21 protein-coding genes, 1 tRNA gene and 1 pseudogene are annotated in these 21,161 nt (G+C 62.6%); 13 read left to right on the top strand and 10 right to left on the bottom strand.

The genetic code is table 11. The annotated features are described in order from the left end of the window. A partial coding sequence (locus tag VFL62_RS09455; RefSeq protein WP_325172111.1) for a sterol desaturase family protein occupies nucleotides 1–284 on the top strand: 284 nt, incomplete at its 5' end. 45 nt (nucleotides 285–329) lie between these two features. On the opposite strand, the gene VFL62_RS09460 is transcribed toward VFL62_RS09455, so the two are convergent. Beyond that, complete coding sequence (locus VFL62_RS09460; RefSeq protein WP_325172112.1) at nucleotides 330–1,223, bottom strand: polysaccharide deacetylase family protein; 894 nt, start codon at nucleotides 1,221–1,223, stop codon at nucleotides 330–332. Nucleotides 1,224–1,433: 210 nt separating this feature from the next. Here VFL62_RS09460 and VFL62_RS09465 point away from each other — a divergent pair, with 210 nt between their 5' ends. After that, nucleotides 1,434–2,432 carry a tripartite tricarboxylate transporter substrate binding protein gene (locus VFL62_RS09465; RefSeq protein ID WP_325172113.1) on the top strand — a complete coding sequence of 333 codons (999 nt, stop codon included), beginning with the start codon at nucleotides 1,434–1,436 and terminating at the stop codon, nucleotides 2,430–2,432. Nucleotides 2,433–2,458: 26 nt separating this feature from the next. Here VFL62_RS09465 and VFL62_RS09470 read toward each other — a convergent pair whose 3' ends face one another. Then, complete coding sequence (locus tag VFL62_RS09470) at nucleotides 2,459–4,156, bottom strand: methyl-accepting chemotaxis protein (RefSeq protein WP_325172114.1); 1,698 nt, start codon at nucleotides 4,154–4,156, stop codon at nucleotides 2,459–2,461. A gap of 295 nt (nucleotides 4,157–4,451) precedes the next feature. On the opposite strand from VFL62_RS09470, the gene VFL62_RS09475 reads away from it, so the two are divergent. Then, nucleotides 4,452–4,528: transfer RNA gene (locus tag VFL62_RS09475), tRNA-Arg, on the top strand. Nucleotides 4,529–4,567: 39 nt separating this feature from the next. Here the strand turns inward: VFL62_RS09475 and VFL62_RS09480 are convergent. After that, on the bottom strand, nucleotides 4,568–5,179 hold the full coding sequence (locus tag VFL62_RS09480) for a TetR/AcrR family transcriptional regulator (protein WP_325172115.1): 612 nt from the start codon (nucleotides 5,177–5,179) through the stop codon (nucleotides 4,568–4,570). Nucleotides 5,180–5,322: 143 nt separating this feature from the next. Between VFL62_RS09480 and VFL62_RS09485 the strand changes: the two genes are divergently transcribed. Together VFL62_RS09485 and VFL62_RS09490 are read left to right on the top strand one after the other, a co-directional pair. Beyond that, nucleotides 5,323–6,003 carry a YciI family protein gene (locus tag VFL62_RS09485; RefSeq protein ID WP_325172116.1) on the top strand — a complete coding sequence of 227 codons (681 nt, stop codon included), beginning with the start codon at nucleotides 5,323–5,325 and terminating at the stop codon, nucleotides 6,001–6,003. A gap of 128 nt (nucleotides 6,004–6,131) precedes the next feature. Further along, the gene (locus VFL62_RS09490; RefSeq protein WP_325172117.1) at nucleotides 6,132–6,815 is read left to right on the top strand and encodes an alpha/beta family hydrolase; all 684 of its coding nucleotides are present in this window, start codon (nucleotides 6,132–6,134) and stop codon (nucleotides 6,813–6,815) included. A 24-nt stretch (nucleotides 6,816–6,839) separates the two neighbouring features. Here the strand turns inward: VFL62_RS09490 and VFL62_RS09495 are convergent, their stop codons facing one another. Next, nucleotides 6,840–7,118 (bottom strand): hypothetical protein, encoded by a 279-nt coding sequence (locus tag VFL62_RS09495; RefSeq protein ID WP_325172118.1) that lies wholly within the window; start codon nucleotides 7,116–7,118, stop codon nucleotides 6,840–6,842. Nucleotides 7,119–7,294: 176 nt separating this feature from the next. Between VFL62_RS09495 and VFL62_RS09500 the strand changes: the two genes are divergently transcribed. The 3 genes from VFL62_RS09500 (at nucleotide 7,295) to VFL62_RS09510 (ending at nucleotide 10,019) form a co-directional block, all read left to right on the top strand. Beyond that, nucleotides 7,295–8,278 (top strand): ABC transporter substrate-binding protein, encoded by a 984-nt coding sequence (locus tag VFL62_RS09500; RefSeq protein WP_414644665.1) that lies wholly within the window; start codon nucleotides 7,295–7,297, stop codon nucleotides 8,276–8,278. Between the two features lie 141 nt (nucleotides 8,279–8,419). Further along, nucleotides 8,420–9,193: an ABC transporter ATP-binding protein gene (locus VFL62_RS09505; protein WP_325172119.1), complete on the top strand. Its 774-nt coding sequence runs from the start codon at nucleotides 8,420–8,422 to the stop codon at nucleotides 9,191–9,193. Further along, nucleotides 9,186–10,019, top strand: a complete 834-nt coding sequence (locus tag VFL62_RS09510; protein ID WP_325172120.1) for an ABC transporter permease — start codon at nucleotides 9,186–9,188, stop codon at nucleotides 10,017–10,019. The genes VFL62_RS09505 and VFL62_RS09510 overlap by 8 nt, the downstream gene beginning before the upstream one ends. A gap of 130 nt (nucleotides 10,020–10,149) precedes the next feature. Here VFL62_RS09510 and gtdA read toward each other — a convergent pair whose 3' ends face one another. After that, nucleotides 10,150–11,190 carry a gentisate 1,2-dioxygenase gene (gtdA, locus tag VFL62_RS09515; protein ID WP_325172121.1) on the bottom strand — a complete coding sequence of 347 codons (1,041 nt, stop codon included), beginning with the start codon at nucleotides 11,188–11,190 and terminating at the stop codon, nucleotides 10,150–10,152. A gap of 111 nt (nucleotides 11,191–11,301) precedes the next feature. On the opposite strand from gtdA, the gene maiA reads away from it, so the two are divergent. From maiA to VFL62_RS09530, 3 genes are read left to right on the top strand one after another with little or no spacing between them, the layout of a single operon-like run. Then, the gene (gene maiA / locus VFL62_RS09520; protein ID WP_325172122.1) at nucleotides 11,302–11,934 is read left to right on the top strand and encodes a maleylacetoacetate isomerase; all 633 of its coding nucleotides are present in this window, start codon (nucleotides 11,302–11,304) and stop codon (nucleotides 11,932–11,934) included. Beyond that, the gene (locus VFL62_RS09525; protein WP_325172123.1) at nucleotides 11,924–12,433 is read left to right on the top strand and encodes a MarR family transcriptional regulator; all 510 of its coding nucleotides are present in this window, start codon (nucleotides 11,924–11,926) and stop codon (nucleotides 12,431–12,433) included. Before maiA ends, VFL62_RS09525 begins: the two co-directional genes overlap by 11 nt. Further along, nucleotides 12,433–13,626: a 3-hydroxybenzoate 6-monooxygenase gene (locus VFL62_RS09530; RefSeq protein ID WP_325172124.1), complete on the top strand. Its 1,194-nt coding sequence runs from the start codon at nucleotides 12,433–12,435 to the stop codon at nucleotides 13,624–13,626. The genes VFL62_RS09525 and VFL62_RS09530 overlap by 1 nt, the downstream gene beginning before the upstream one ends. On the opposite strand, the gene VFL62_RS09535 is transcribed toward VFL62_RS09530, so the two are convergent. From VFL62_RS09535 to VFL62_RS09550, 5 genes and pseudogenes are all read right to left on the bottom strand, one after another. After that, nucleotides 13,623–14,831, bottom strand: coding sequence for an FAD-binding domain (locus VFL62_RS09535; RefSeq protein WP_325172125.1), 1,209 nt, complete (start codon nucleotides 14,829–14,831; stop codon nucleotides 13,623–13,625). The genes VFL62_RS09530 and VFL62_RS09535 overlap by 4 nt on opposite strands. 54 nt (nucleotides 14,832–14,885) lie before the next feature. Next, nucleotides 14,886–15,335 carry an AMP-binding enzyme gene (locus tag VFL62_RS26900; protein WP_414644666.1) on the bottom strand — a complete coding sequence of 150 codons (450 nt, stop codon included), beginning with the start codon at nucleotides 15,333–15,335 and terminating at the stop codon, nucleotides 14,886–14,888. Between the two features lie 27 nt (nucleotides 15,336–15,362). Further along, nucleotides 15,363–16,486, bottom strand: a pseudogene (locus VFL62_RS09540) (AMP-binding protein); the annotation flags it as partial. After that, nucleotides 16,483–17,628, bottom strand: a complete 1,146-nt coding sequence (locus tag VFL62_RS09545; RefSeq protein WP_325172126.1) for an FAD-dependent monooxygenase — start codon at nucleotides 17,626–17,628, stop codon at nucleotides 16,483–16,485. The gene VFL62_RS09545 and the pseudogene VFL62_RS09540, both read right to left, overlap by 4 nt. An 82-nt stretch (nucleotides 17,629–17,710) precedes the next feature. Beyond that, entirely contained in the window at nucleotides 17,711–18,712 is a 1,002-nt protein-coding gene (locus VFL62_RS09550) for an NADP-dependent oxidoreductase (RefSeq protein ID WP_325172127.1), read from the bottom strand. Between the two features lie 196 nt (nucleotides 18,713–18,908). Between VFL62_RS09550 and VFL62_RS09555 the strand changes: the two genes are divergently transcribed. Further along, nucleotides 18,909–20,198, top strand: a complete 1,290-nt coding sequence (locus VFL62_RS09555) for a dicarboxylate/amino acid:cation symporter (RefSeq protein ID WP_325172128.1) — start codon at nucleotides 18,909–18,911, stop codon at nucleotides 20,196–20,198. 11 nt (nucleotides 20,199–20,209) lie between these two features. Beyond that, complete coding sequence (locus tag VFL62_RS09560; RefSeq protein ID WP_325172129.1) at nucleotides 20,210–21,136, top strand: amino acid ABC transporter substrate-binding protein; 927 nt, start codon at nucleotides 20,210–20,212, stop codon at nucleotides 21,134–21,136. Nucleotides 21,137–21,161: the final 25 nt, after the last annotated feature.

Raw genomic sequence — 21,161 nt, forward strand, 5'->3', positions numbered from 1 at the left:
CCGGCCTGTTCGCGCTGATCTTTGGCGCCGAGGCGTCAGCTTCGGCGCTGTTCGGCATGATGCTGGCGATCCTGCACTACGAATGGGTGCATTATGTCGCCCACATCCCCTACCAGCCGCGAACTCGGTTCGGGCGGTGGATCAAGCAATATCATCTGCGCCATCATTTCATCAGCGAAAAGCACTGGTTCGGCGTCAGCAATCCGACGCTCGACCACGTGTTCGGCACGTTCAGCGCGCCGGCCGAGGTCGAAAAGAGCGGCACGACGCGCAAGCTCTACTGAGGCCGCGCGGTTCGACCACGAAGGGCGGCAACGCTTCGGACCTGGCTATGCCCGGTGTCCGAAGAACCGCTGCTGGTTGGTCCACTCCCCGATCTGGTTGTCCTTGACCCACTGCGCCAATTCGTCGTGACGCGCGAGCCAGACGCCGGGAAAGCCGCGAACGTATCTGAGAATGCGATCGACCTGCGCGGCCATCAGAGGCCGGCCGCCGAAATGGCAGTGCACGGTGATATTGAGGTAGGGCATCGGCTCGTTGGCGTAGAGATAGTCGAACGTATCCTTGTAGACCTCGAACCAGTCGCGGGGATTGGCACGCAGCACGCGATGGTCGGCGAAGTCGGTGTGCGGCAGCGCCACCAGCATGCCCTTCTTGGTGTCGACGCAGAAGGGCAGGTCGATGTTGTTGTAGTCGCCGTACCAGAGAAAACCCGCGTCTGCGATGATCTCCTCGGTATCGGCCGTCGGTGCCAGAACCGGGCTGAGCCATCCTTTCGGCGGCGCCCCGGTCAGCTTGTTGAACACAGCAACGCATTTCTCGACCATGGCGCGTTCTTCGTCGGGCTTGAGATAGGCCATCAACGCATCCTGGGTATAGGAATGCGCCGCGATTTCATGTCCGGACTTCAGGATATGTTCGACCGCGTCGGGCGCAAATTCCATCGACTGCGCATTGGCGACGAATGTCGAGGGCGCCTGGTGCTCATTGAGGATCTTCAACAGCCGCCACACCCCGTTGCGGGTGCCATAGGTGCCCCAGGTCATCGCGGCACGGTCATGCGTGCCAGGCTTGAGCGAGGTGGTCTGCACCGAGAAGGGCGGGCCCTTGTCGCCTGACCAGTTCTCCCACAGGCATGTCACCACGACCGCAATCCTGGCGCCGTTCGGCCAGGCAAATTCGCGGCTGGCAGTCTGTTTGGACGAATAAGGCGGCAACGACATGGCTGGCTCCTTGAACCGTGTTCTTGAAAGCGCGCGGGGAAGCACGCCTGGCCGCAGCGTTCGGCGCGGCCTCGACGAGGAGTCGACATCCCCGGGACGATGTCAATATCTCGCCCGCGCCGATTTGAGCGGTGCGCCATGCATCGATCCGTTCTCGACTCCGGTCTTGTGCAGACGATACGCTCGCGGAAAATCAATTCGGGAGGCAACGTGCCGGATCGGCGAACAGATCGGCGGCACTTCATCGGAGGAGGCGCCGCGGCTCTTGCCGCGCCACTGGCGCTGAGATCTCTTGCCGTCGCACAACCGAAATATCCGGCCAGCCCGGTGCGCCTCGTCGTTCCCTATGCGCCGGGCGGCGTGGTGGACGCGATGGCGCGAATCTGGGCTGACCGGATGAAGCCGTTCGGCACCATCGTCGTCGAGAACCAGGGAGGCGGCGGCGGCACGATTGGCGCGGCCAGTGTCGCCCATGCGCGGCCTGACGGCTACACGCTGTTGTTCGGCGACACCAGCTCGCAGATCATTGCGCCCTATCTCTTGCTGCATCCGCCCTATGACGGGCAGAAGGATTTTGCCGCCATATCGATGATCGCGACGTCGTCGACGGCCATCGTGGTCCACCCGGGCGTCCCCGCCACGACTTTCGACGAATTCATCAGATATGCGCAAGGCCATCAGGCCAAGCTGTCTTACGCCTCGGCCGGCACCGGCACGGTGACCCATCTTGCCGGCGAATTGTTCAAGCAGCTCACCAACACGCCGGCCATCCTGCACGTCCCCTATCGTGGCGCCGGACCCGGCCTGATCGACGTCATCTCAGGCGTGGTGCCGATGATGACGCCCAACGTCACGAGCCAGGTGCTGGATTTTCACCGCGCCGGCAACCTGCGCATCCTGGCGGTTTGCGCGCCGGCACGGCTCAAGGCGGCGCCGGATATTCCGGCGGCGCTCGAAACCCTGCCGGGGCTCGTCGTCGGGCTGACCTGCGGCGTGCTGGCACCGGCGGCGACACCGCAGCCGATCACCGAACAGATTTCCGAGGCGACGGGCGCGATAGCGAGGCAAGCGGAATTTGCTGCCGCGTTGCAGGCCTCAGGGCTCGAAGTCAGATCAGACGTGACGCAAGCCGGCGCGAATGCCTTTCTCGCCGCGGAGCGGGAGCGGCTGATTCCGATCATCGAGAAGGCTGGCCTGGAACGCCAGTAGATGGTCGCGATTGACAGAGCCTCGCGTCAGGCCGCGCGGATGTTGGACAGAAACTTTCCGGTGGCGCTCTTGAGTTCTTCGGACTGCGCGCTGAGCTGGCCGGCGGCATTGCGGACCAGCGCCGAGGCGGCACCGACCTGATCCGATGCCGCGCGCACGCCGAAGATGTTCTGCAGCACGTCCTGCGTTCCCTGCGAGGCCTGCTGCACGCTTCGGGCGATCTCCTGGGTTGCCGCGCCCTGTTCCTCGACGGCTGCGGCAATCGCGTTGGTGATCTCGTTCATCTGGCCAATGGTCTCGCCGATCTCGCGGATGGCATTGGCGGTCGAACCGGTGGCGTCGCGGATGGCGCCGATCTGGCTCGTGATCTCCTCGGTCGCCTTGGCCGTTTGCGCCGACAGCGCCTTGACCTCGTTGGCCACGACGGCAAAGCCCTTGCCGGCCTCTCCGGCGCGCGCCGATTCGATTGTCGCGTTGAGCGCCAGCAAATTGGTTTGTCCGGCGATCGTCTGGATCAGCGCGATGACCTCGCCGATCTTTTGCGTGGCGTCCACCAGTTTCGTGACCATGGCTTCGGTTCGCGTCGCCTGGCCCACGGCATTCTGCGAAATCGAGGCGGACTGCGTCACCTGGCGGGCAATCTCGCTGATGGAAGATGACAGCTCTTCGGCCGCTGCCGCGACCGTTTGCACGTTTGCGGCGGTCTGCTCCGCGGCGGATGCGACCCTGGTTCCCTGATCGGTGACGCCGTCGGCGATGGCGGTCATCGATGACGCCGAGTTCTTCAGATCGCCGGCAGCATGGGCCGTTCCGCTGACGATGCCGCCGACATCGCGCTCGAATTCGTCGGCGATCTGCGCGAGCACCGCGTGACGATCCCGCGTGGCACGCGCCTTGGCTTCCTCCTGTTCGGCACGAAGCTTCGTTGTCTCGGTCAGGTGGTCCTTGAAGATACTCAGGCTTCGGGCGATCTGGCCGATCTCGTTCTTGCGGTCGGTGAACGGGATCTCGAAGCTGTGGTTGCCTTTGGTCAGTTGGTCCATGGCGCTGCAGGCTTGCGCCAGCGGAGCGACCAGGCCGCGTCCGAGCCAGAACGCCACCAGGACGGCCACGGCCAGTCCGGTCAGCCCGCCGATGCCGGCCCATAATGCGCGGTGAAAGACCTCCGCCTCGATATCGTCGACATAGACGCCGGCCTGGAGCGCCAGCTGCCGGTCTCCTGATCCGAACGAACCGACATAGGAAAGCTTGCGCAGTTCCGGGCCGCCCGAAGAGCGGGGCGCCAGATATTCATCAAAGCCGCCGCCCGAACGCGCCGTTTGCACGATGTCCTGTATGATCGGCCGGCCGTGGCTGTCCTTGTACTCCCAGCGATTCACATTCACGTATTTTGGATTGCCGTGCACATAGGTGACGCCGGCGTCGGCGTTTCCCGCCCCGTAGACGCCGATATAGTCCGAATTTTCGCCCCAGCGCATCGCGCCGATCGAGGCAAAGGCGATTTGACGGGCCTGGTCGGGCGAGATCCTGCCGGCCTTGGCTTCGTCTTCGTAATGGGCCAGAATCTTCTGCGCTGCTTCCACGAGACCGCGGACGGTGGTGCGCCGCTCGTCGAGGACGGATTCGCGCAGCACCAGGATCTGCACGACCGAGACCGCGAAGAACGCGATCGCGAGCACCGCAATGATCATCGCGAGACGCTGATAGACCGTGAGATGACGCATCCGCTCGCCTCTTTGAATCGAAAAATCCGTCCCGTCTCTATCAATCCGGCGTTAATTCGCCGTTAGGATTCAAGATCGGCATCGTCAGAGGCTGGAATTTTCGGCCCTTGTTCGGTTCCACCGAGATTTTGCCGGTGGTTGGCGCGCCTCGCGTCAAGGCGCTGGCGCCGGCCCGACACCGTCACGCAGTCGTCGTCCGCGGCTGCGAAGTCAGCCACGGGAAGCGGCTCTGGCGGTTCATCACCGGCTCTGATATTGAACCTGCGAGCTTCGCTGCTCACCAGCGGTGCGCTCCGGTCCCGTAGCTCAGCCGGATAGAGCGACGGTTTCCTAAACCGTAGGTCGGAAGTTCGAGTCTTCCCGGGATCGCCATCCTTTATCGGACGTGCCGGAGTTCGCCGGCACCCAGCCTCAATTTCGCATCTGCCCGTCGACCATCGCCCGTGCCGCGGCCACGATCGCTCCGCCCGGTCCCTTCGGCCCGCCGAGCGTCTGGCTGATGGCGTAACTGCCTTCGACAACAAGCAAGAGGCTGTCCGCGAGCAGTTTCGGCTTTGGCGCGCCGAGCGCCTCAGTGATCGCCGTGAAGCGACGCCGCCACTCGCGCTTGTTGGCTTCGACCACGCGATGCCCCGGATGCGAGGGGTCGGGAAACTCGACCGCATAATTGATGAACGGACAGCCGCGATAGCCGGCCTGCGTGGTGCGGCGCGCCAGATAATCCATGATCGCCTCCAGCAGCGCCCGCGGATCCTCCGCGACCCGCGCGAAGCGCTCGTCCCACTGCCGCCAGAACTCGGCATTGCGCTGCTCGAGATAGGCGACAATCAGATCGTCCTTCGATTTGAAACTGCGGTACAGGCTGATCTTGGCCACGCCCGCCTCGTTGACGATTTCCTCGACGCCGACCGCGCGAATGCCCTTGCGATAGAACAGGTCGGCCGCGACCGCGAACACGCGTTCGCGCGCCGGCCTTTCCGCCGCTTGCTCCGCCTTGCGCCCGCGCTTTGCCGCTGTCGCCATCCCGCATCCAATGTCCGGCAGTCCCGCTTGACATGTAACCGATCGGTTCGTAATTGTCACGTTGTTACGAACCGGTCGGTAACATAGTTGTGTAAGCCCGGCCGCGGTGCGCCCGGGCGGCCGGCAATGAGGGAGAGATCGTCGTGCAGCACTTCATTGTCGAGGGGGAGCACCTCGCGCCGTTTGCCAGCTTCGCGCACCTCGAGCCGCGTCATCACACCTTTCTGCAAAGCGGGTACGATCAAGGGTACTTTTTGTTCTCGGGGCTGCAGATCCCGCCGCATGGCGGATTTCTGGCCGCACGGGCCGCATCGCGCGATGTGCTGGACGGCCTGCTCAAGGAAGAACCGTTCGTGAAAGCCGGCAAGATGCGCTTCAAGCGCGTGCTGCAATACGACCCGGTGCAGCATCAACCAGGGCTCAAGCCGTGGTTCTCCGGCGCGGCGGTCGGCGCCATGGCGGCGCTGGAGGGCGCATCCGCCTCCGGATCAGATCTGACGCATTTCCTGCTCGAGGGCGAACATATCGTGCCATTCGAGCAGCGCGCGCCCGAACTGATCGCTGCGCATCGCGCATTTCTGCAGTCCGGCTACGATCAGGGTGACTTCCTGCTCTCCGGGCCCACCATTCCTGCCAAAGGTGGCGTGCTGGTCGCGCGCGCCGCCTCGCGTGCGGCGCTTGATGCCATGCTTGCGGATGAACCCTATTGCAAAGCCGGCGTGATGCGATTTTCCGCCATCACCGCTTTTCATCCCGTCATGCACCAGCCGGCGTTACGACATTGGTTCGGGAATGCCGCATCGGCGCCGGAAGATAGCGACTGACAGTCCACCTGTGGAACTCTGGCATAGTGAGCGCTGTCCACTTTGCGCGAGCGGTGGGCTATAGGAAAACCTGGGTTATGGGAAAGCTTTGGCGCGCAACCGGCGCCGATCGCAGCCACCAAAGTACGATGAAAGCAAACAGCCCGCAGCAATTGACGATCGAGACCGGAAAGTCCGGAGCGGTCTCGGCGCTACTGCTTGCTCCCGACGCACCGCGCGTCTGCTACGTGTTTGCCCATGGCGCCGGCGCCGGCATGACCCATTCCTTCATGGAAGCGTTCGCGAATGGCTTGAGCGAGCGCGGCATCGCCAGTCTGAGATATCAATTCCCTTATATGGAAAAAGCCGGCAAGCGGCCGGACCCGCCGCCGATCGCGCAAGCAGCCGTGCGCGCCGCGGTGGCAAAAGCGGCGGAGCTGTTTCCTCGCCTCGGCTTGATTGCGGGCGGAAAATCGTTCGGCGGCCGCATGAGCTCGCAGGCGCAAGCGGCTGCGCCTTTGCCGGGCGTGCGCGGGCTTGCATTCGTCGGCTTCCCACTGCATCCCGCGGGCAAACCATCGGCTGATCGCGCCGAGCATCTTGTGAAGATCGAATGTCCGATGCTGTTTCTGCAGGGCACGCGCGATGCGCTCGCCGAGGTGAAGCTGATCGAACCGGTGACGCAGCGTCTCGGCAATCGCGCAACGTTGCATCTGGTCGACGGCGCCGATCATTCCTTCCATGTGCTGGCGCGCTCCGGGCGCAGCGACCGCGAGGTGATGACGGAAATCCTCGACGCGTTCGCGACGTGGGCGGATTTGATCGCGGGGTAGTACGAGGTTTCAAAGAACGCTGGTTCAGCAGCCGCGGCAGATGCCGTGAAGCTGACGGTTCAGTTCCGCGTCTTCCTGCTTCATCTGCTGGAGTGCTTCCATGGTGCTGTCGCGCTTCGGCTCCGGCTTGGCGCGCTTGGCGGCGAGATCCGCTTCCTGCCGCGCATAACAGGCCTCGCGTTCTGCCTTGGCCTGAATGAACCGGCATTGTTCCACGGCAATGGCGGGAGACGCGGCAAGCACGATCGCTGACAGAAGACCGGCCAGAGTAAGAATGATGCGCTTCGTTCCGGTGATGCCCATGCCCAGCCTTCGATTTTGGTATCCGCACTATGTCGCGATGCTGCCGATCTTCGATAGCAAAAAAATCCAGCGCAGGGCATTATAATCACCCGATCCACCGGAATTCCGACTTGCCTCTCACATTCTTCAAAACGTCCGCTTGCCGGCCCAAAAGCTGGATCGAGGCGTTCAAACACATTTCGCTCTCTTTGCTGCTGGTGTTGGCAACCGTGGCAGGCGCGAGTGCCCAGGAAACCAAAATCAAGATCGGCGTCTTGCGGCTGTCATCGTCGGCACCGGTCTTCATCGCGCAGGACAAGGGCTATTTTCGCGATGCGGGACTTGAGGTCGAGCTGAAATTCTTCGATGCGGCGCAGCCGGTCGCGGTCGCCGTCACGTCAGGCGACATCGATTTCGGCGTCACGTCGCTGACCGCCGGTCTTTATAATCTCGCCGGCAAGGGCACGCTGAAGGTGATCGCGGGCATGAGCCATGAAAAAGCCGGCTATCCGCTGATCGGATATTTCGCGACCGAGAAGGCCTATGCCAGCGGGCTCAAGACGCCGAAGGATCTCGCGGGAAAACGGATCGCGATGACGCAGGTCGGCTCGAGTTTTCATTATTCGCTCGGGCTGCTCGCCGACAAATACGGCTTCAAACTCTCCGAGATGAAGCTGGTGCCGATGCAGTCGCTGTCCAATGTCGGCGCTGCGCTGAAGGGCGAGACGGTCGATGCGGCGCTGTTGCCGGTATCGGCGGCGCGAAAGCTCATGGACGAGGGCGGCATCAAGCTGCTCGGCTGGGTCGGCGATGAGACGCCATGGCAGGTCGGTGCGGTATTTGCCGCGCCAAAGACCCTGGCAAAGAAGGATCTCGTCAGCAAACTGCTCGGGGCGATCGAACGCGCGGAGCGCGAATATCACGATGTGATCCTGACCGCCGTGAAGGACGGCGAGGCGCCGCTCAACGACAAGACCCGGCCGCTGCTCGAGATCATCGCCAAATATACCAGCCTCCCGCTGGAACAGGTGGTCGGCAATTGCGCCTATATCGATCCGGACGGCAGGCTGGACGTCAAGAACGTCGCCAACCAGATCGAGTGGATGCAGGCCCAGGGTTTTGTCGACAAGGGCGTGACCGCGGATGCCATCATTTCCAGGGATTTCGTGAAGCCGTATTGATTCCTGGTGCTGTTCAAGCCGTCATTCCGGGGCGATGCGAAGCATCGAACTATGGTGTGCTCTTGCACACCGGAGAATCTCGAGATTCCGGGTCTGGTCCTTTGGACCATCCCGGAATGACATAGTAAACCAAGACATCATATGGACCTGATCGCCGACCATATCTCGCATCGCTTCGGCGCGCTCGACGTGCTGGACGACGTATCGTTCACGGTTGGCGCCGGCGAGGTGGTGGCCATCGTCGGTCCGTCCGGCTGCGGCAAGAGCACGTTGCTCTCGATCCTGGGCGGATTGTTGCAGCCATCTTCGGGTGCCGCAAAACTGCGTGGCACGGCGCCTCCGGAAAGTCTCAACCCGCTGACTTTCGTCTTCCAGGATTTTGCGCTGCTGCCATGGTGTACGGTGGCGGAGAACGTCGAATTTCCGATGCTGCACGCGGTGCCCGATCCTGCCACGCGGCGCGGGGTGGTCGAAGACGTGCTGTCGCGCACCGGCCTCTCGGAATTTCGAACGGCCTATCCGAAACAGCTTTCCGGCGGCATGCGCCAGCGCGTCGGCATCGCGCGGGCGCTGGCGGTGAAGCCGGCGATCCTGCTGATGGACGAGCCATTGTCGGCGCTCGATTCGCAAACCCGCGAATTGTTGTTGGAAGATTTTGTCAGGTTGCTTGCCGATGCCGCGATGGGCGCCCTCTATGTCACCCACAATCTCGAGGAAGCCGTGCGGCTGGCTGATCGTGTCATGGTGCTGTCGCGCCGCCCTGGGCGCATTCGCCGGATCGTCGCCATCCCGATGACGCGCGCCGAACGCGGCGAGACTGCCGCGCGGGAAAAGCTGCGGGAGATACAAGGCGAGCTGTGGTCGCTGATCCGCACCGAGGCGATCGACGCCGAACGCGAGGTTCAGCATGCTTGATCGCGGCGCCGACGGGCCTCGCCTCGCGCATACCGATCGTGACGGGTTACGCAACGTTGCCTTTCGCGGCGCCGGCTTTGTGCCGCAGACCTCCCGCTACGCCGGTGTCGCCGCGATCGTGCTGGTGATCGGGCTCTGGCAGCTGGCCGGCAGCCTGTCGCTGGTCAATCCGGTCTTTCTGCCGCCGCCGTTGTCGATCCTCCGCGCGATGATTGAGCTCGCCTCGTCGGGGACGCTCTGGCAGCATTTGGCCTATTCGGTCCTGCGCATCGGCAGCGGCCGGCTCTTGGGCACCGCTGCCGGGATTGTCGTCGGCTTTTCGATCGGGCTTTCGACGATAGCGCGCAGCGTCGGCATCACCTTCATCTCGGCGCTGTTTCCGATCCCGAAGATCGCGCTGTTGCCGCTCTTGATCCTGTGGCTCGGCATCGGCGAAGAGCCGAAGATCGCAACCATCGCGCTCGGCGTGTTCTTCTCCACCGCTATCGCGGTCTATAGCGGCGTCGACGCGGTGCCGCGTAACCTGATCCGGATGGCGCAGAGCTTCAACGTGCCGTTTGCGACGATCGTCCGCCGCGTGATCTGGCCGGGCGCCTTGCCGTCGATCCTGGCCGGCTTTCGGATCACCGCCTCGGTCGCGCTGCTGCTGGTGGTGAGCGCCGAAATGATCGGCGCCGAATACGGCATCGGTGCATTCGTGTTGCAGGCCGGCAACCTGATGCAGACCGATCAGTTGCTGGCCGGCGTCGTCATCCTGTCGCTGTTTGGGCTGGCAGTTGGATGGCTGATCAGCCGGTTAGAGCGGCGGCTGTTGCACTGGCGGTGAGTGATGGCAACGGTCGTCATGCCCGCGCTTGTTGCGGGCATCCACGTCTTGCTTGCTTTCACGGCGGCAAAAGACGCGGATGGCCGGCTCAAGCCCGGCCATGACGGTGGACAGAACAGCGGCGTTTCTTTTAAGCGTTGCCGCGATCCTCGCGGAACAGATCGAGCTTCTGCTGCACCGGGCGATCGGAGAACGAGAACAGCACCGAATCCGTGTCCGCTTCATGCGTGACCCACTGCCAGCTCGGCACCACGAACAGATCGCGCGGACCCCACTCAAAGGTCTGCTCGCCCACCCGCGTGCGGCCCTTGCCCTCGATCGCCGCGAATACGGTGGCATCGGTCGAGCGGTAACGCGCGGTCTTGAAACCCTTCGGCAGCAACTGGATGAAGGTGCCGATGGTCGGCATCGCGAAATCGCCGGTCTCGGGGTTGGAGAATTTCAGCTTCAACCCGTGGCAGGCGTCCCATTCGCCGCGCTGTTTGGCTTTTTCAAGCGCCTCGCGCGTATAAGAATAAGGATAGTTGAAGATCGGCGAGGTCTTGGATTTGCGCTTCTCGTCGACCGGCAACAGGTTGTGGCCGTAGCGCGCGAAGCTGTCTCCCGCGGGGCGGCTGATCTTCTGCTGGTCTTCCTTCGATTGTTCGGCGAAAGAGGCGTCAAAGAACTGCACCATCGGAATGTCGAGGCCGTCGAGCCAGAACATGTTCTCGGATGTCTCGTTGGAATGGTCGTGCCAGGTCCAGGCTGGCGTAATGACGAAGTCACCCGGCGACATCGCGGTGCGTTCGCCGTCAACGGCAGTGTAGGCGCCCTGACCCTCGAGCACGAAGCGCAACGCCGATTGGCTGTGACGATGCGCCGGCGCAATGTCGCCCGGCACCACCATCTGCACGCCGGCGAACAGCGAGGTCGTGATCTTCGACTGGCCGCGCAATCCCGGATTTTCCAAAACCAGCACGCGACGTTCGGCTTCCTTGGCCGTGATCAGCTTCCCGGCCTCGTTCATGTAGGCGCGGATCGCATCGAACTTCCACAGATGAGGCTGACAAGCGCTTCTCGGCTCCGGCGTGACGAGGTCACCGAGCACGTTCCACAGTGCGGAAAGATTTTCGCCGTCGATCTTCTTGTAGAACGCTTCGCGTTCCGGCGTCTTGGCTACGGCTTCCATCGCTCGTTCCTCCACGGTATTGTTTGTTGATTGACAGTATACTGCCAATTTAGCTACCGTCAATCACGGCCCGCACGGAGCCGAACCAAAAAGAACAATGGGAGGCCAGCGATGAAACTGCACGGTTATTTCCGCAGCAGCGCGTCCTATCGCGTTAGAATTGCGTTGAACCTGAAAGGGTTAAGCGCGGAACAGCTCAGCTATCACCTGCGCAAGGGCGAGCAGCGGGCCCCCGGTTATCTCGCCATCAACCCGCAAGGCCTGGTTCCGACGATTCAGGGCGAGGACGGCGCCATTCTCACCCAATCGCTGGCCATCATCGAATGGCTCGATGAAATCCATCCCGAACCGCCGCTATTGCCGAAGGACCCGCTGCGCCGCGCGCATGTGCGAGCCTTCGCGCAGGCCATCGCCTGCGACATTCATCCGGTCCAGAACCTGAAAGTGCTCGCGCGACTGCGCGAACTCGGACTTTCCGAGGAGAAGGTCACGGAATGGGCGGCATGGGCCAATCGCGAAGGTCTTGTCGCCTGCGAGAAGCTGATCGCGCACGAAGACGGACCGTTCTGCTTTGGCAACGCGCCGACCATGGCCGATCTGTGCCTGGTCCCTCAGCTCGCCAATGCCCGTCGCTTCGGCGTCGATGTCGCCGCGTTTCCACGGCTATTGAAGGCGGAGGCGGCCGCGAAAGAGCTCAAGGCATTTGCGGACGCAGCACCGGAGCGGCAGCCCGATGCCGAATAACAGGGACAATGGCACGATGGACGCGGTCTACACCGCGCCCGGTTATCTGTTTCGCCGGATGCAGCAGATCGCGGTCGCGATCTTCGTCGAAGAGTGCAGGGATTTCGATCTGACGCCGGTGCAATATGCGGCACTGATCGCGATCCGCACCCATCCCGGCATCGACGCGACGCGACTTTCCGCTGTCATCGCGTTCGACCGCTCGACGCTCGGCAGCGTGATCGAGCGCCTGGAAACCAAGAGCTATATCGAACGCAAACCTGCGCCCGAGGACAAGCGGGTCAAGCTTTTGTACCTGACCAAGGCGGGCAGCAACCTGCTGCGCGACATCACGCCGGCGGTCGATCGCGTGCAGTCGCGGATCTTGCAGCCGTTAAAGCCAGCCGATCGCAAGACCCTGTTGACGCTGCTCGAGCAGCTCGTCGATCTCAACAACGAGTCCTCGCGCGTGCCGCTGCGCGCCGAGGATGCGCTCGAGCATTTGGGGAGAGGGAGCTGATGGCCGGCAACAACGCCAAGCCCGTCTTGATCGCGGGCGGCGGGATTGGCGGCCTCGCGGTGGCGCTCGGGCTCGCACAAAAAGGCATCCGTTCGATTCTGCTGGAGAAGGCCTCCGCGCTGGGCGAAATCGGTGCCGGTATCCAGCTCGGCCCAAACGCCTTCCATGCCTTCGACTATCTCGGCGTCGGCGAGGCCGCACGCAACATGGCCGTCTATGTCGATCATCTGCGCCTGATGGATGCGATGACGGCCGAGGAGATTTGCCACGTCGATCTCGGCGACGCCTTTCGCACGCGCTTCGGCAATCCCTATGCCGTCGTGCATCGCGGTGATCTGCATGGCGTGTTCCTCAAGGCCTGCCGGGACAGCGAACTGATCGAATTACGCGTCAGCTCGGAGGTCGTGAGCTATGACCAGGACGGCACGTCGGTCACGGCCAGGCTCGCATCGGGCGATCGTGTTACCGGCTCGCTCCTGATCGGTGCCGACGGTCTGTGGTCGAATGTCCGCAAGCAGGTTGCGGGCGACGGCAAGCCCCGCGTGTCAGGCCACACGACATATCGTTCCGTGATCCCGACCGAGCAGATGCCGGAAGATCTGCGCTGGAACGCGGCGACACTCTGGGCCGGCCCGAAATGCCATCTCGTGCATTATCCGCTGTCGGGCTGGAAGGTGTTCAATCTCGCCATCACCTGCCACAACGACGCGCCGGAGCCGGTCGCCGGCAAGGCGGTGTCGAAGGAAGAGGTCATGAAAGGATTTGCGCATATCCATCAGCGCGCGCGAGAAATTATCCATCACGGCATCGATTGGAAGCTCTGGGTGCTCTGCGACCGCGATCCGATCGAGCGCTGGGTCGATGGGCGCGTCGTGCTCCTGGGTGATGCCGCGCACCCCACGCTGCAATATCTCGCCCAAGGCGCTTGTCAGGCGATGGAAGACGCGGTGTGCCTGTCGCATATGCTCGGCAGCCATCGGGGCGACCACGAAAGCGGTCTGCAAAAGTACCGCGAGCTGCGCTTTCCGCGCACCGCGAAGGTCCAGATGCTCTCGCGCGCGATTGGCGAACACATCTATCACCCTTCCGGCGAGCATGCGCGGCTGCGCAACGCCATCATGAGTGCGAAATCGCAGGAAGAATGGTATGGCGATCTGGCCTGGCTCTATGGCGGCACGGGGCTGAAGGCTTAGCCTGCCGTTTCTGCGGCGGCCCAGTCGTAGTCCGGCAGCTGCAACCGATCGATGATGTCGCGGCCGATCAGCAGTTTGGCCAGTCCGGGAAAAGCAAGTGCCCTTGCGACCTGGTTGCGAAAGAGCAGGCCCCATCTGGTCTTTGGTGCGAAGGCTCCTGCAAAGCGTTCCGCGCCGCGCTGTTTGGCTTCGACATAGGATCGCAGCAACGCCTCGTATCGCGCGAAGGCCTCCTCATGCCGTCCGCCAGCGCGCGCAAGTTCGCCCGCGAGGGCGAAGGCCGATATCATGGCTAGTGCCGAGCCCTGTCCGGCGAGCAGCGAAACGCAGAACGCCGCATCGCCAACCAGTGCGACGCGGCCCTTCGACCAGTGCCCCATTCTGATCTGGCTGACATGGTCGAGATATAGTTCCGGCGCCCGCTCCAGTTCGTCGAGAATGCGCGGGACTTCCCAGGCGGCGTCGCGATATTTTTCGCGCAGGAAAGCCTTCTGAAGCTCAAGCCGTGATGGCAGCGCGTCGCGATCGCTCGTAAAGACGAACAGAAACAGCGTTCTGTCCTCGCGCTTGGTGAATCGTCCGAGCATCAGCCCCGGCTGTCCGTACATGATGTAGACGTTTTCGTCGCGCGGGCGATAGCCGCGGGCTTCGAAGGCCGCAACCGCGTAGCCGAGTTCTTTTTCGAATTGCGTCTGAGGACCAAAGGCGAGCCGCCGGACGGCGGAGTGCAGGCCGTCGGCGCCGACCAGCAAGTCGAACCTGCGCAGCCCGGCCCGTCTGAACCGGACCTCGACACAATCGGCCTGCTGGCGAAGGTCGACGATCTCGTCGCCGAAGATCGTTTCCGTCCTGTCCTTGACGGTCGCAAACAACAGTCTTGAAAGGTCGCTTCGCGCCAAGGTCACAAAGCGCCCGCCGGTCAGTTCGGTAAAAGTATCTGTTCCGAATCCGGCCAGGCGCCGACTTCCATCACCAACGATCCGCATCTCGCGGACCCTGTAGCCAACATCGTTGATTTGATCCAGCAGCCCCATCCGTTCGGCAATGTCGTAACCCAGGCCCCAAAAATCGATGACATAGCCGCCGCTGCGCAGTGCGGGCGCGCTTTCGACAAGGGTCGGCGAGAATCCCGCCGCCTTAAGCCAATAGGCAAGGGTCGGCCCGGCGATCCCGGCGCCGGAGATCAACACGGATTTTTGATGCATGCGAACGTTACAACGGTCATTGCCACCGAGAGGTTCCTCTCGCCAGCCGCTGCGCTACATCCGCATCACGGCCTGACGATCGATCTTGCCGGTCCCGGTCTTGGGTAGTTCGCCCGCGAACTTGATCTCGCGCGGATATTTGTAAGGCAACAGCTTTGCCTTGACGAAATCCTGCAGGATCTTTGCCGTTTCGTCATCGTTGGCCGCGACCTTGTTCATGACGACGACGGCCTTGAGCGTCATGCGGCGGTCCGGCAACTCGGCGGCAAACACCGCGCATTCGCGCACGTCCGGATGTTCGGCCAGACACAGTTCGACCTCGAGCGGATAGACCCATTGTCCGGAAATCTTGATCAGATCGTCAGCACGGCCACGGAAGAAGTAGAAGCCGTCGGCGTCGCGCACGAAGCGGTCGCCGGTATAGATCCAGCCGCCTTCGCGGATGGTCTCGGCGGACTTGTCGGGCCGGTTCCAGTACAGCGGCGTGTTGGAATCGCCGCGCACCCACAAAATGCCTTCCGCTTCGTCGCCGACCTCGTTGCCGTCGCTGTCTCTGAGCGCGATTTCGTAGCCGGGTACCCGGAGTCCGGCGGCGCCGAGCTTTTTCTTCTCTGGCCGGTTCGAGAGATAAATGTGCAGCACCTCGGTCGAACCGAGGCCCTCCATGATTTCAAGCCCGGTGAGACTCTTCCAGCCGTTGAAGACTTCGGACGAAAGGACTTCGGCGGCCGATACCGACAGACGCAGTGAGGAGAAATCGGTCTTGCCGGCGCCGTCGGCCTTGGTCAGCGACGTATAGAGCGTCGGCAGCCCGAAAAAGACGGTTGGACGGTAACGCGCGATCGCTTCGAAGATCGCGGACGGCTTGGGCTGGCCCGCAGCAGCAGCGTCGCTGCGCCCACTGAAAACGGAAAAGTCACCGAGTTGCCGAAGCCATAGGCGAAAAACATCTTCGGCACGGAGAAGCAGATGTCGTCGGCGGTGAGTTTGAGGAAATTCCGTGCATAGGCCTGATCGCTGTAGGTCATGTCGTGCTGCAGATGGACGATGCCCTTGGGCCGGCCGGTCGAGCCCGAGGAATACATCCAGAACGCCATGTCGTTGCGATGCGTATTGGCCTCGGCGAGATCGGCGGGAAAGCCGGTCAGCCAGTTTCCAGCAAGCAGGCTATTCGGAACGGCATGGCTGCCGGCTTCGCCGTTCACCACGATCAGCGTCTGCAGCGCCGTATCCTTGCAGGCGACCGCATCGAAACGCGAGCAAAATTCGGCCTCGGCGACGGCGATCCGCGCGCCGGAATCCGACAGGTAGAACTGCAGCAGGTCCGGCGGCGTCAGCGTGTTGATCAACAGCGGCACGAAGCCGGCCCGCACTGCGCCGAAGAACGCCGCCGGATAGGCCGGCGTGTCGTCCAGGAACATCAACACGCGGTCGCCGCGCTTGAGCCCGAGTGAGGTCAGCCCGTGGCCCCAGCGCGAGGCCTGCGCGCAGAGTTCGGCATAGCTCACATCGCCAAACGGGCCGGTCAGTGCGAGGCGCGCGCCGTTGTGCGTGAGATTGTCGAAGAGAACCCGGCTCGCATTGTAGACCTCGGGAACCGAAAATCCGATCTCGCGCGCGCCATCGCTGTCCTGCGGGACTTGATCGGTCATCATGCCGCACCTCCCTGGGCGAGGCCTGGCCGCGATGCCTCATATCGCGCCATGAAGGCGGGGGACATTGCGCGCAGGCGCGCGTCGTCGATGCGCCCCGAGCGGGTGATGTAGCTGTATGCAAAATCCATCATATCGAGCTTCATATGATCGGCGAAGTTGGCATACCAGTCGGCGCTGGTGCGCGCGGCGGTCACGAGCTTCTTCACGATCGGTTTGCGATCAGCCTCGTAGCGCGCAAGCGCGGTTGCGACATGCGCCTCTGATTCCAGCGCCTTTGCCAGGGCAATCGCGTCTTCGATGGCAAGCCGTGTTCCCGAACCGATCGAGAAATGCGCCGAATGCAGCGCGTCGCCGAGCAGCACCATGTTCTTGAAGAACCAGCGCTCGTTCCAGACCCATGGGAAATTGCGCCATACCGACTTGTTGGAGATCAGCATGCCGCCGCCGAGCGCCTCGGCAAACACCTCTTCGCAAATCGCCTTGGATTGATCGGGGTCCTTATAGGCAAAGCCATAATGCTCCCAGGTCGCGCGGTCGCACTCGACCAGGAACGTGCTCATGTTGGGCGCGTAGCGGTAGTGGTGCGCGTTGAAGCTGCCGCGCTCGGTCGCAACGAAGGTCTGCGATAGCGTCTCGAAGCGCTTGGTCGTGCCATACCAGGCAAACTTGTTGCTCGAATAGGACAGCGACGTACCGAAATCGCCTTCGAAGGCGCGGCGCACCAGCGAGTTGAGACCGTCTGCCGCCACGATCAGATCGTAACCGTTCACCTGGTCGAGCGAGGCCTGGGTATCGAAATGCAAGGACGCGCCGACCGAGGCCGCCCGGGCTTGCAGGATCTTCAAGAGGTCGAGCCGGCCGATCGAGGAAAATCCGACGCCATCGATCTCGACGCTTTCGCCGCGCAGGTTGAGCGTGATGTTCTTCCAGCTCTCCATCCTCGGCGCGATCGCCTCGACTGTTTCGGGATCATCGGCCGTCAGGAATTCCATCGCCTGGTCGGAAAACACCACGCCGAAGCCCCAGGTCGCGTCGGCCGGATTCTGTTCGAACAGGTCGATATGCGCGTCCGGATGGCGCTTCTTCCAGAGATAGCTGAAATAGAGGCCGCCGGGGCCTCCGCCGATGACGGCGATGCGCACGCTTCCCTCCCCTGATCGACAGTATACTGCCTAATTGACCAAGAATAGTTCGCGACGAACGAGCGCGCCAGCTAAAAATATCCTATAGCCTGACCATCCGCTTGCCGCGATTTTCGCCGGCGAGCAAGCCGATCAGGGCGCGCGGCGTATTCTCGAGCCCGTTGATGATGTCTTCCTGGACCTTGAGCGCGCCGGACGCGACCCACGATTGCAGATCGCGCAGCGCCTCGTTGCGGCGTTCCATGTAATCCATGACGATGAAGCCCTGCATGGTGAGGCGCTTGACCACGATCAGGCCGGGCACGCCGCGCGGCCCGGTGGCCTGTGGCGCACCGTCATATTGGGAGATCGCGCCGCAGCAGGCGATGCGGCCGTGGTTGTTCATCTGCGACAGGCAGGCCTCAAGAATATCGCCGCCGACATTGTCAAAGTAGATGTCGATGCCATTGGGTGCGGCGGCCTTCAGCGCCTTGAACACCGCGCCGTCCTTGTAATCGACTGCGGCATCGAAGCCGAGTTCCGAGGTCAGCCAATGGCACTTGTCCGTGCCGCCGGCAATGCCGACGACGCGGCAGCCCTTGATCCTGGCGATCTGGCCGACGATCGAACCGACCGAGCCGGCTGCGGCCGAGACCACCACGGTCTCGCCGGCCTTGGGCTTGCCGACGTCGAGCAGACCGAAATAGGCAGTGAGGCCGGCGACGCCATAGACGCTGAGCAGGTAAGTCATCGGCTCGATCTTCGGCATCTTCGTCAGATGCTTTGCCGGCACTGCCGCGTAGTCCTGCCAGCCGGTGTCGCCAAATACCAGGTCGCCCTCAGCCAGTGCCGGCGAGTTCGACGCGACGACCTCCGCGATGCCACCTCCTGCCATCACGGTGTTGGCTTCGACGGCCGCGCGATAGGTGGCGCCGTGCATCCATGCCCGGTTGGCGGCGTCGAGCGAGATATATCGTACCCGCAGCAAGGCTTCGCCATCGCGCGGTTGCGGGATGCTTCCTTCCTGCATCTTGAAGTGCTCGGGTCCGAGTTTGCCGGCGGGCTTCTCCACGAGAAGGATCTGACGATTGACGCCGCCGTTCATGATTTCCTCCCCTGGGTTGGCCGGATCAGACCACTCGTTGTGCAACAAGCGCGCAAGAAATGCGCATTGTGCGTTGCATAAGAAGCTAGCCTGCGGCCGTGCGTTCCACAACGGTAACTTCGCAGCCTTTGATGGTGTTGCGTCGGCTATGAAATCTGCCACACTCCAAGGTAGCTGGAACTTACGGGGGTAAGACATGTCCAACAGGTTTACGCAGTATATTCTCATCGCGATGGTGCTCGGCATCGTGATGGGCACGCTGGTCTTCAACTACATGCCCGATAGCCGCGCCGATATCGCCTACAGCGTCAACCTGATTGCCATGCTGTTCCTGCGCCTGATCAAGATGATCATCGCCCCGCTCGTGTTCGCAACCCTTGTCGGCGGAATTGCCCATATGGGTACCGGCGCCAAGCTTGGACGTATCTTTGCCAAGACCATGGGCTGGTTCGTCAGCGCCTCGTTCGTATCCTTGCTGCTCGGCCTCGTGATGGTCAACCTGTTGCAGCCTGGCGCCAACTTCCCGGGCACGCTGCCGGACAAGACGCAATCGACCGGATTGCCGGTGTCGGCGTTCTCGATCGAGAAATTCCTGACCCACCTGATCCCGACCTCGATCGCGGATGCGATGGCGCAGAACGAAATCCTTCAGATCGTGGTGTTCGCCGTCTTCTTCTCGGTCGCGCTCGGCGCGATGCCGGAGCGTTCCAAGCAGATCCTGTCGGTGATCGACGATCTTGCCCACATCATGCTGAAAGTGACGAGCTACGTCATGTTGTTCGCGCCGCTTGCGGTTTGGGCGGCTATCATGGCGACGGTGTCGAGGAACGGCCTCGGGGTGCTGTGGAAGCTCGTCGTGTTCATGGGCGGCTTCTACCTCTCGCTCCTGATCCTGTGGGCCATCCTGGTCGTTGTCGGCTTCGTGGTGATCGGGCCGAGATACAGTCACCTGCTGCGACTGATCCGCGAACCGCTGATGATCGCGTTCTCGACCGCAAGCTCGGAAGCGGCCTATCCGAAGACGCTGGAAGGTCTCAATCGTTTCGGCGCCTCGTCGCGGATCTCGAGCTTCGTGCTGCCGCTCGGTTATTCGTTCAACCTCGACGGCACGATGATGTACTGCACTTTTGCCAGTATCTTCATCGCGCAGACCTACCAGATCCCGATGTCGCTCGGCACGCAACTCGCGATGCTGGCGACGCTGATGATCACCTCGAAGGGCGTTGCCGGCGTGCCGCGCGCTTCGCTCGTGGTGATCGCCTCCACGCTCAGCCAGTTCGGCATTCCCGAAGCGGGGCTGCTGATGATCATGGGCATCGACACCTTCCTCGACATGGGCCGCAGCGCTACCAACGTGATCGGCAACACGCTGGCGACGTCGGTGGTGGCTAAGTGGGAGGGCGAACTGAAGGCCGAGCATGAACTCGGTCCCGAAGACGTCGTGCCCTCCGATGCCGTTCCTGGCGAACCTGTGCCGGCGCACTGACGGAGGGCGTCATGCGCCACGCTCTGAGGCTATCGATCGCGTCCCGCGGGCTGTGGCTCGCAGGATGCCTGTTGACGACCGCTGCCGGCGCTCAATCTGCCGGCGAAGGCCTCAGCCCGACGCTGGCGGCCATCAAGAGCCGGCATGTCGTGCATCTCGGTTACCGCGAGAGCTCGCCGCCGTTCTCCTTCCTCGATCAGGCCAACCGGCCGATCGGCTATAGCCTCGAACTGTGCGAGGCCGTCGTGGAGGAGATCGGCGTCGAGGTCGACGACCCGGCCCTCAAGATCGAATATGTGAGGGTCACGTCCGAGGACCGCATTCCCGCGGTGGTGCAGGGCAAGATCGATCTGGAGTGCGGTTCGACCACGGCCAACGCCGAGCGCGCGAAACAGGTGGCGTTCTCGCCGCTGATGTTCGTCGCCGGCACCAAGCTGATGGTGCCGAAGGCTTCGACGATTTCGGCCCCGAAGGACCTGCAGGGCAAGACCGTCGTGGTCACCAAGGGTACCACCAACGAGCAGGCGATGTATGCGCTGGACAAGAAGTTCGGCCTCGGCCTGAAAGTCGTGACCGCGGGCGATCACGAGCAGTCCTATCAGATGCTGGTGGACGGCAAGGTCGATGCGTTTGCGACCGACGACATCCTGCTCTACGGACTGATCGCGCGCCACAAGTCACAGGACAAGTTCAAGGTCAGCGGCGACTACCTGTCCTACGATCCCTATGGCATCATGTTCCGCAAAGGCGAGCCGCAACTGGCAGCGGTGGTGGAGCGCACTTTCCGCAAGCTCGGCACCAACCACGACCTCGTTCCGCTCTATAACAAGTGGTTCGTGTCCCGCATGCCGACCGGTGAGCGGATGAACGTGGCGATCTCGCCGCAGCTCGAAGATGCCTTCAAGGCGCTCGACGATTCCGAAGGCGTGAGCAATTAGCCGTCGGTTCCTGTGTCGCCCGCGA

The sequence above is a fragment of the Bradyrhizobium sp. genome, from assembly GCF_035701725.1.
Classification (GTDB): domain Bacteria; phylum Pseudomonadota; class Alphaproteobacteria; order Rhizobiales; family Xanthobacteraceae; genus Bradyrhizobium.

Excerpts from the sequence above, each read along its gene's own strand:
- VFL62_RS09460 (WP_325172112.1), bottom strand. The coding sequence starts at position 1,223 with ATGTCGTTGCCGCCTTATTCGTCCAAACAGACTGCCAGCCGCGAATTT.
- VFL62_RS09470 (WP_325172114.1), bottom strand. The coding sequence starts at position 4,156 with ATGCGTCATCTCACGGTCTATCAGCGTCTCGCGATGATCATTGCGGTG.
- VFL62_RS09480 (WP_325172115.1), bottom strand. The coding sequence starts at position 5,179 with ATGGCGACAGCGGCAAAGCGCGGGCGCAAGGCGGAGCAAGCGGCGGAA.
- VFL62_RS09490 (WP_325172117.1), top strand. The coding sequence starts at position 6,132 with ATGAAAGCAAACAGCCCGCAGCAATTGACGATCGAGACCGGAAAGTCC.
- VFL62_RS09495 (WP_325172118.1), bottom strand. The coding sequence starts at position 7,118 with ATGGGCATCACCGGAACGAAGCGCATCATTCTTACTCTGGCCGGTCTT.
- VFL62_RS09505 (WP_325172119.1), top strand. The coding sequence starts at position 8,420 with ATGGACCTGATCGCCGACCATATCTCGCATCGCTTCGGCGCGCTCGAC.
- VFL62_RS09510 (WP_325172120.1), top strand. The coding sequence starts at position 9,186 with ATGCTTGATCGCGGCGCCGACGGGCCTCGCCTCGCGCATACCGATCGT.
- gtdA (WP_325172121.1), bottom strand. The coding sequence starts at position 11,190 with ATGGAAGCCGTAGCCAAGACGCCGGAACGCGAAGCGTTCTACAAGAAG.
- maiA (WP_325172122.1), top strand. The coding sequence starts at position 11,302 with ATGAAACTGCACGGTTATTTCCGCAGCAGCGCGTCCTATCGCGTTAGA.
- VFL62_RS09525 (WP_325172123.1), top strand. The coding sequence starts at position 11,924 with ATGCCGAATAACAGGGACAATGGCACGATGGACGCGGTCTACACCGCG.
- VFL62_RS09530 (WP_325172124.1), top strand. The coding sequence starts at position 12,433 with ATGGCCGGCAACAACGCCAAGCCCGTCTTGATCGCGGGCGGCGGGATT.
- VFL62_RS09535 (WP_325172125.1), bottom strand. The coding sequence starts at position 14,831 with ATGCATCAAAAATCCGTGTTGATCTCCGGCGCCGGGATCGCCGGGCCG.
- VFL62_RS09550 (WP_325172127.1), bottom strand. The coding sequence starts at position 18,712 with ATGAACGGCGGCGTCAATCGTCAGATCCTTCTCGTGGAGAAGCCCGCC.
- VFL62_RS09555 (WP_325172128.1), top strand. The coding sequence starts at position 18,909 with ATGTCCAACAGGTTTACGCAGTATATTCTCATCGCGATGGTGCTCGGC.
- VFL62_RS09560 (WP_325172129.1), top strand. The coding sequence starts at position 20,210 with ATGCGCCACGCTCTGAGGCTATCGATCGCGTCCCGCGGGCTGTGGCTC.